3 protein-coding genes are annotated in these 9,911 nt (G+C 64.3%); all 3 read left to right on the top strand.

Annotation, left to right across the window (positions count from 1 at the left end; genetic code table 11):
* Window positions 1–244: phosphopantetheine-binding protein (locus B4L76_RS19810; protein ID WP_296234860.1), on the top strand; the 244-nt coding region annotated here is incomplete at its 5' end.
* A gap of 1 nt (window position 245) precedes the next feature.
* Complete coding sequence (locus B4L76_RS19805) at window positions 246–3,590, top strand: amino acid adenylation domain-containing protein (protein WP_296234859.1); 3,345 nt, start codon at window positions 246–248, stop codon at window positions 3,588–3,590.
* Between the two features lie 93 nt (window positions 3,591–3,683).
* Window positions 3,684–9,911: amino acid adenylation domain-containing protein (locus B4L76_RS19800; RefSeq protein ID WP_414707236.1), on the top strand; the 6,228-nt coding region annotated here is incomplete at its 3' end.

The raw sequence follows: 9,911 nt of genomic DNA, 5'->3' as shown, positions 1-9,911 counted from the left end.
GGTGCTGAAGTTGGAGAGGGTTGGCCTGGCGGACAACTTTTTCCAACTTGGCGGGCATTCCCTGCTAGCCACGCAAGCGGTCGCGCGCTTGCAGATGGAACTGGGGGCGGACACACCACTGGCGCTGCTTTTCCAGACCGACAACCTTCGCGATTACGCCACCGCCGTCAGCGCCGCAACCCGTGACCGCACAGCAGATCTGGACGAGTTCCACGACTTCATGAATGAGCTTGAGGCAGTTTGAGATGAGCACCGATACCCGCAATACCGACCTGGTTCACCGCTTCATTCGGCTGCCGCTGGAGCAGCGCAAGCTGTTTCTTGAAAAGTTGGCGTCCAAGGGCAGCAGCCTGGCGCAATTGCCCATTGCGCAGGTGTGTGGCGACTTCGAGCAGTTGCCGCTTTCCTATGCCCAGCAACGCCAGTGGTTCCTCTGGAAACTGGACCCGGACAGCGCGGTATACAACATATCCTCGGCCCTGCGCTTCAAGGGCAAGCTGGACCTTGTAGCCCTTCAGCATGCCTTCGACGGCCTGCTGGCCAGGCACGATGCGCTGCGTACCACCTTCCATCAGCAAGGGGAGCAGGTGCAGCAGGTGGTACACCCACGCCTGGTGTTGCCGGTGACCCCTGAAACGCTGGTTACACCGGGCGAGGAGGCCTTGCGCGAGCAGGTGGAGCGAGAGGCGCGCCAAGGCTTCGACCTGGAGCATGGGCCACTGCTGAGGGTCAGGCTGCTGGCGCTCGATGCGCACGAGCACGTGCTGGTGCTGACCGTCCACCACATCATCGCCGACGGCTGGTCCATGCCATTGATGGTGGAAGAGCTGGTGCGCCTCTATGAAGCCTGCAGCCAGGGCCGCGAGGCACAGCTGCCCACGCTACCCATTCAATACGCCGACTACGCCATCTGGCAGCGGAGCTGGATGGAAGCCGGGGAGCAGGCGCGCCAGCTGGCCTACTGGACCCGCCAGCTGGGCGGCGAGGATCCGCTGCTGGAGATGCCGCTGGACCGCCCGCGGCCAACGGTCAGCAGCCTCAGGGGGGCACGCCTGGCCATCGACCTGCCGGCAGACCAGGCGCGTGCGCTCAAGCGCTTCGCCCAGCAACGAGGGGTGACGCTGTTCATGCTGCTGCTGGCCAGCTTCCAGGTTCTGCTGCACCGCTATTCAGGGCAGGCAGATATCCGCGTCGGTGTGCCGGTGGCCAACCGCAATCGCGTGGAAACCGAGCGCCTGGTCGGGCTGTTCGTCAATACCCAGGTACTGCGGGCCGAGTTCGATCTGCAGCTGACCTTTGACGACTTCCTCGGCCAGGTCCGCCAGCGGGTGGTCGAGGCCCAGGCCCATCAGGACCTGCCCTTCGAACAATTGGTAGAAGCCCTGCAGCCGGAGCGCAGCCTGAATCACAGCCCATTGTTCCAGGTGATGTACAACCATCAGACCCAGGCCAGGGGCGAGCACCACACGCTGCCGGGGCTGGAGGTGAGCGCCGTGGCGTGGGACAACCACACCGCCAAGTTCGACCTGACCTTGGAAACCTTCGAGCACGAGACCGGTATCGGTGCTGCGCTGGTTTACGCCACCGACCTGTTCGATGCTGCGACTGCCCGCACGCTGGCCCGACACTGGCAGAACCTGCTGCACGCCGTCGTCGAGCAACCCAACCAGCGAATTGCGGAACTTGCCTTGCTGGACGACAGCGAGCACCAGCAGATCATCGCAGGATGGAACGCGACTCAGGCCAGCTACCCGGATGCCAGCTGCATTCACCAGCTGTTCGAGGCGCAGGTAGCGCGAACCCCGGATGCCTCGGCACTGATCTTCGGCGAGCAGACGCTGAGCTATGCCGAGCTCAACTGCCGGGCCAACCAGCTGGCGCACAGGCTTCGCGAGCAGGGTGTGGGCCCGGACGTGCTGGTGGGCATTGCCATGCAGCGCAACCTGGAGATGGTCGTCGGCCTGCTGGCCATCCTCAAGGCGGGTGGCGCCTATGTGCCACTGGACCCGGAATATCCGCAGGACCGCCTGGAGTACATGCTCGAGGACAGCCAGGCGATCCTGGTGCTGTCGCAGACCAGCCTGAGTGAGCGAATTCCGGAGCAGTTCCGCTCGCGCACGCTGCTGCTGGACCAGTTGCCGCTGGACGCCTACCCGGATACCGACCTGGCCTGCATGAGCAGCCCGCGCAACCTCATCTACTGCATCTACACATCAGGCTCGACGGGCAAACCCAAGGGCGTGCAGATCGAGCACCGCAGTGCGGCGGCACTGGTCGGCTGGTCGTTATCGGTATACGACCAGGCAGACCTGTGTGGCGTGCTGTTCTCCACGTCGATCTGCTTCGACCTGTCGGTGTGGGAGCTGTTCGTCACCCTGTCGGCGGGTGGTTATGCAGTGTTGGCCGCCAATGCCCTCGAGCTGCCGAACCTGGCGGCGAAGGACCGGGTGCGGCTGGTGAACACCGTGCCATCGGCAATCAGGCAGCTGAGCGAAACCGGCAATATTCCAGCGTCGGTCAACACCATCAACCTGTGCGGCGAAGCGCTGAAGCAGGCGCTTGTCGATGACCTCTACCGCCTGGCGCACGTGCGCGCGGTGTACGACCTGTATGGCCCGTCCGAGGACACCACCTATTCCACCTGCACGCTGAGGTTGGCCGGTGGCAAGGCGAACATCGGCCGACCTTTGCACAACAGTGCTGCCTACGTGCTCAGCGGTGCCCTGCAACCGGTGCCGGTAGGGGCCGTCGGTGAGTTGTACCTGGCCGGTGCCGGCTTGGCCCGCGGTTACCTGAAGCGCCCGGGTCTCAGCGCCGAGCGCTTCATCCCCAACCCCTTCGATGCCCACGGCGGGCGCATCTACCGGACCGGTGACCTGGCCCGCTACCGGCCGGACGGGGTGCTGGAGTATGTCGGCCGGGTAGACCACCAGGTGAAGGTTCGCGGCTTCCGTATCGAACTGGGCGAGATCGAGGTGCGCCTGCAACAGCAGGCGGTGCGCGAAGCCGTGGTCATGGCCGTTGATGGTCCCGGTGGCCAGCACCTGGTGGCGTATGCAGTCCCTGACGAGCCTGGGGTGATGGCCGATGCCGCTGCGCAGGCAGCCCTGCGCGACCAACTGCGCAGTGCGTTGCGCAGGCAACTGCCGGAGTACATGGTGCCTTCTTACCTGGTGCTGCTGAGCAAGCTGCCACTGACGCCGAATGGCAAGCTGGACCGCAAGGCGTTGCCGCGCCCGGACCTTGCCCTGGCGGAGGAGGCCCACGTGCCACCGCGCACGCCCTTGCAGCAGCAGGTGGCCGCGATCTGGGCGAATGTGCTGAAAGTTGACCGGGTTGGCCTGGGCGACAACTTCTTCCTGCTGGGTGGTCACTCCCTGATCGCCACCCAGGTGACCAGCCGCGTGCAGGAGCAGCTGGGCTTGGCGGTCAGCCTGAAAGCGCTGTTCGAAACCCCTGATCTGGGCGGCTACTGCACGCAGCTTGAGCAGCTCACGCCACAGGCGGACCCTGTTCAGAATCAGCTGGCTAAATCCCTGGAGGCCCTGAAACGTCTAACTACGGAGGAAATTGAAAAGCTGGTTTCTTAGGAGATTTTCACTGTGCAAGAGCTGCTTGAGTCTGTAAAGCTACTGTCCACCAAAGAGCGCCAGGCCCTGGCAGCCTTGCTCAAGCAGCAGGGGGTGAACCTGTATGGGCTCACCCCGATCTTCAGGCGCGAGCCTGCAACCCCTGTCCCCCTTTCCTATGCCCAGCAGCGGCAGTGGTTTCTCTGGCAACTCGAGCCTGCCGCGCCGCTGTACAACATCCCGGCGGCCTTGCGCCTGCAAGGCCCCCTGGATGTCGAGGCATTGCAACGCAGCTTCGACGCGCTGGTGGTTCGCCACGAAATCTTGCGCACCACCTTCAGCGATGAAGGGCAGGGCGCTGTCCAGGTCATTCACCCCGAGCACAGCGTGGCGTTGGCGATCCAGACGCTGGCCGGCGCCGATGAACACCGTGTGCGCGAGCTCGTGGAGGCCGAGGCACGCCGCCCGTTCGACCTGCAGCACGGGCCACTGCTGCGGGTCAGCTTGCTGCGCCTTGGGCAGGACGAGCATGTGCTGGTGCTGACGCTGCATCACATCGTCTCCGATGGCTGGTCGATGCCGCTGATGATCGATGAGCTGATGCAGCTGTATGCCGGTTATAGCCAAGGCCAGGCGCCGCAGCTGCCGGCGCTGCCGATCCAGTACGCCGACTACGCGATCTGGCAGCGTCAGTGGATGGAAGCGGGTGAGCAGGAGCGGCAGCTGGCGTACTGGAAGGCCCAGCTTGGCGATGATCAGCCAGTACTGGAGCTACCCACCGATCGTCCGCGTGCTGCGTCCAGTAGCCACCGAGGCGCCCGGCATGAGGTTCGCCTGCCGGAAGCCCTGGTGCATTCGCTCAGGCAGCTGGCCCAGCGTCAGGGGGCGACGCTGTTCATGGTGTTGCTGGCCAGTTTCCAGGCTTTGCTGCACCGCTATTCGGGGCAGGCGGATATCCGCGTCGGGGTACCGGTGGCCAACCGTAACCGGGTGGAAACCGAACGGCTGATCGGCTTTTTCGTCAACACCCAGGTATTGCGCGCCGAGTTCGACCTGCAACTGACCTTCAGCGACCTGCTCCAGCAGGTCAAACAGCGAGTGCTGGGAGCGCAGAGCCATCAGGACTTGCCGTTCGAGCAGCTGGTGGAGGCCCTTCAGCCCGAGCGCAGCCTGAGCCACAGCCCATTGTTCCAGGTGCTGTACAACCACCAGGTGCAGGCCAAGGGCAGACAGCGCAGCGTGCCAGGGCTACAGGTGGAGGGGCTGACCTGGGCCCACGACACGGCCAGGTTCGACCTGACCCTGGATACCTTCGAATACGAGCATAGCCTCGGCGCCGCCCTGAGCTACGCGACCGACCTGTTCGATGCCGCAACCATCGAACGGATGGCACGGCACTGGGTGAACCTGCTTGAGGCGATCGTGCACCAGCCCGGTCAGCGCGTGGCCGACCTGCCGCTGGTCAGCCAGGCGCAACAGGACCAGACCGTACAGGCCTGGAACCCGTCATCGATGCAGTTCCCCGCCGAACAGCCGCTTCATCGACTGATCGAGGCCCAGGTTGAAGCTGCACCGGATGCGACAGCATTGGTCTGCCGCGAGCAGACCCTGAGCTACGCCGAACTCAACCGCCGGGCCAACCAGCTGGCGCACAGGCTGCTGGAGCTGGGCGCAGGGCCGGATGTACTGGTGGGCCTGGCCGTCGAGCGCAGCCTGGAGATGGTTGTCGGCCTGCTCGGCATACTCAAGGCAGGTGCTGCCTACGTACCGCTGGACCCGGCGTATCCACAGGACCGCCTCGCCTATCTGTTCGAGGACAGCGGTATCCGCCTGTTGCTGACCCAGCAGCACCTGCGTGACACCCTGCCAATACCGGCTGGCGTGCATGTGCTGGAGCTGGACGGCGATACCGGCCTCGGCGGCTACAGCGAGGTAAACCCTGCCTGCCGGGTGAATGCGGACAACCTGGCTTATGTGATCTACACCTCGGGCTCCACCGGTAAGCCCAAAGGTACGCTGCTGCCGCATCGGAACGTGGTGCGCCTGTTTGCTGCCACCCGGCACTGGTTCCATTTCGATGCCAGTGACGTATGGACGGTGTTTCACTCCTATGCCTTCGACTTTTCGGTATGGGAGCTGTACGGCGCGCTGCTGCATGGCGGCAAGGCGGTCATCGTGCCCACGGACGTGGCGCGTTCCAGCGAAGACTTCCACGCCTTGCTGGTACGCGAGCAGGTTACCGTGCTCAACCAGACTCCTTCGGCGTTCAAGCCGCTTGTTGCGGTTGCCTGCGAGGCGGCGAAGGCGGGGCAGCAACTGGCCCTGCGGCATGTGCTGTTTGGTGGCGAGGCCCTGGAGGTCAGCAGCCTGAAACCCTGGATGGACGTGTTTGGCGACCACCCGCCGCGCCTGGTCAACATGTATGGCATCACTGAAACCACCGTACACGTGACGTACCGGCCGATCACCCTGGAAGACTTGCACAACGGCGCCAGCAGCCCGATCGGCGAGGTCATCCCCGACCTGTCATGGTACTTGCTCGACGCAAACCTGAACCCGATCCTGCCGGGTTGCACGGGGGAAATGCTGATTGGCCAGGCGGGCCTGGCGCGGGGTTATCACGGCCGCCCCGGCTTGACTGCCGAGCGCTTCGTACCCAACCCTTTCGATGACCACGGTGGACGCCTGTACCGCTCGGGCGACCTGGCCCGTTACCGTACCGACGGAGTCATCGAATACATCGGGCGTATCGACCACCAGGTGAAGATTCGCGGTTTCCGTATCGAGCTGGGCGAGATCGAAGCGCGCCTGCTCGCCCAGCCTGCCGTGCGCCAGGTTGCGCTGCTGGCGCTGGATGGCGCCAGTGGCAAGCAACTGGTGGGCTATGTGGTGCCTGCCGATGCTGGTGTGCTGAACAGTATCGAACAGCAGGCGCAACTGCGTGACAACCTGCGTACCGAACTGAAGGCCAGCCTGCCTGAGCACATGCTGCCAGCGCATCTGCTGTTCCTGGAAGTGCTGCCCCTTACCGGCAACGGCAAGCTCGACCGCAAGGCCTTGCCGGCACCAGACGCCAGCGTGCTGCAGGGTGAGTACATTGCGCCGCAAACCGAACTGGAGCAGCAGATCGCAGCCATCTGGGCCGACGTGCTGAAGCTGGAGCAAGTCGGCCTTGCCGACAACTTCTTCGAACTGGGCGGCGATTCGATCATGTCGTTGCAGGTTGTCAGCCGTGCCCGCCAGCTGGGTATCCGCTTCACCCCCAAGGAGCTGTTCCAGCACCAGACAGTACAGGGGCTGGCTGCGATCGCCCGGCGAGAAACCGGCACCGCAATCGACCAGGGGCGGGTCGAGGGCAGCATGCCGCTGACTCCGATCCAGCAGTGGTTCTTCGCATCGGACGTCGTCGAGCGGCATCACTGGAACCAGTCGCTGATGCTACACACCCGCGAGGTGCTGGATGAACACCACCTGCAGGCGGCGTTGCGCTGCGTGGTCGACCATCACGACGCCCTGCGCCTGCGCTTCAGCCAGGCCGAAGGTACCTGGCAGGCAGTGTTCGGCACCGCGCAGCATGAACTGTTGTGGCGTCGCCAGGTTGAACATACCGAAGCACTGGAGCAGGTCGGCAACCAAGCCCAGCGCAGCCTGAACCTGGAGCAAGGGCCTCTGCTGCGGGCAGTGTTGGGCGAACTGCCCGATGGTAGCCAGCGGTTGCTGTTGGTCATCCACCACCTGGTGGTGGATGGTGTGTCATGGCGGGTGCTGCTCGAAGACTTGCAGCAGGCTTACCATGCCCTGGCCGCCGGCCAGACCCCGGTGTTGCCCGCCAAGACCAGCGCGTTCAAGGCCTGGGCAGAGCAGTTGCAGAGCTATGCGACAACGCCCGCGCTGCAGCATGAACTGGCTTACTGGCACGAGCAGCTGCAAGGCGTTGACGATGCTTTGCCCTGTGACAACCCGCAAGGTGCCAATCTGCAGCGTTGCGCGGCCTCGGTCGCGACGCGCCTGGACGCACACTGGACGCACAAGCTGTTGCATGAAGCGCCGGCGGCCTATCGCACCCAGATCAACGACCTGCTGTTGACCGCGCTGGCACGGGTGATCGCGCGCTGGACCGGTCGCGCAGAGGTGCTGGTGCGCCTGGAGGGGCATGGCCGCGAAGACTTGTTCGACGGCATTGACCTGACCCGCACGGTTGGCTGGTTCACCAGCCTGTACCCGCTCAAGCTCAGCCCACAGGCGCAATGGGCGGGCTCGATCAAGACCATCAAGGAACAGTTGCGCGCCGTTCCCGACAAAGGGATGGGTTATGGCGTATTGCGTTACCTTGGAGGAAGCGAGGCTCGTCAGGTGCTTGGCCGACTACCGGCAGGCGAGATCGTCTTCAACTACCTGGGCCAGTTCGACAGCAGTTTCGATGCGGCAACAGGGCTGTTGACGCCGGCGCAGGAAAGCGCTGGCCAGAGCCATGATGACGCTACACCGTTGAGCAGCCAGCTGGCCATCAATGGCCAGGTCTTTGCCGGAGAGCTGAAGCTGAACTGGACTTTCAGCAGCGAGCGTTTCCAGCCGTCCACCGTCCAGCGTCTGGCCGATGCCTACGCAGATGAGCTCAAATCACTGATCGAGCACTGCTGCCAGGCGCATGAGCGCGGGGTAACCCCTTCGGACTTCCCGCTGGCCGGGCTGACCCAGGCCCAACTGGACAACCTGCCGGTGGCTGCCGCGCAAATTGCCGATGTCTATCCGTTGTCGCCGATGCAGCAAGGCATGTTGTTCCACAGCCTGTACGAAGAAGGCAGCGGTAACTACATCAACCAGATGCGGGTCGATGTCGACCACCTCGACCCACAGCGTTTCAAGCAGGCCTGGCTGGATGTACTGGCGGCCCACGACATATTGCGCACCGGTTTCGTGTGGCAGGCAGAGCTGGAGCGAGCGGTGCAGATCGTGCACCGCAGCGTGGGCTCGCCGTTCACGGAACTGGACTGGCGCGACACCGAGCAACTGGAGGCCGCGTTGCAGCAACTGGCTGATGAGGAGCGTCAGCGCGGCTTCGACCTGGCCCAGGCACCATTGCTGCGCCTGGTGCTGGTGCGTACCGACAGGCATCGCCACCATCTGATCTATACCAACCACCATATCCTGATGGATGGCTGGAGTACCTCGCGCTTGCTGGGGGAGGTGTTGCAGCGTTATGCCGGGCAACCGATACCGGTGCAGGCAACGCATTACCGCGATTACATCGCCTGGTTGCAGCGTCAGGATGCGGGCGCCGCTGAAACATTCTGGAAGGGCCAACTGGCAGACCTGGAGGCACCGACCTGCCTGGCGCAAAGCATCCCTGGCCTTGGCCTGGGCGGTTCGGCATCTGGGCAGGGTGAGTACCAGCAGCGCTTCGACCGCCAGCAAACCCGGCAGATCGAGGCCTTCGCCAAGGCTAATCGGGTCACGGTCAATACCTTGCTGCAGGCCTGCTGGCTGCTGTTGCTGCACCGCTATAGCGGCCAGCCCAGTGTCTGCTTCGGCGCTACGGTGGCTGGGCGGCCGGCTGATCTGCCAGGGATGCAAGAGCAGATCGGCCTGTTCATCAACACCTTGCCGGTGGTCGGCACGCCACGTGCGGAACAGACCGTCGCGCAGTGGCTGGCCCAGGTTCAGGCGAGCAACCTGGCGGCGCGCGAGTTCGAGCATTCTCCATTGTATGACGTGCAACGCTGGGCCGGGCAGGGCGGTGACGCATTGTTCGACAGCTTGCTGGTGTTCGAGAACTACCCGGTGGCCGAAGCGCTGCAACAGGGCGCGCCCGATGGCCTGCGCTTTGGCGAGGTGGCCAATCGCGAGCAGACCAACTACCCGTTGACGCTGTTGGTGAGCCCGGGGGCAACTTTGTCGATCCAGTACAGCCACAATCGCAGCCAGTGGTCTGGCCAGGCGGTCGAGCAGGTGGCGCAGCACCTGGGCAACCTCATCAGTGCCATGCTGGTAGATGCCGGCCGGGCACTGGCCGAGCTGCCGATGCAGGGCCCCGATGAGCAGCGCCAACTGCTCCAGGACTGGAACGCCACGGATGCACTGTTCCCGAGTGATAGCAGTATCCACCAGCTGATCGAGGCCCAGGTGCGCGCCACCCCGGACGCGCCGGCGCTGGTGTTCGGCGAGCAGACCCTGAGCTATGCCCAGCTCAACCGCCGTGCCAACCAGCTGGCGCGCCGCCTGCGCGAGCAAGGCGTGGGCCCTGACGTGCTGGTCGGCATCGCCATGGAGCGCAGCCTGGAGATGGTCATCGGCCTGCTGGGCATTCTCAAGGCCGGGGGGGCCTACGTGCCGCTGGACCCG

It is taken from the genome of Pseudomonas sp. UBA4617 (genome assembly GCF_002386445.1).
Lineage (GTDB): Bacteria > Pseudomonadota > Gammaproteobacteria > Pseudomonadales > Pseudomonadaceae > Aquipseudomonas.
Note: the sequence above shows the minus strand (reverse complement) of the source record. Positions and strands in the feature narration are given on the sequence as shown.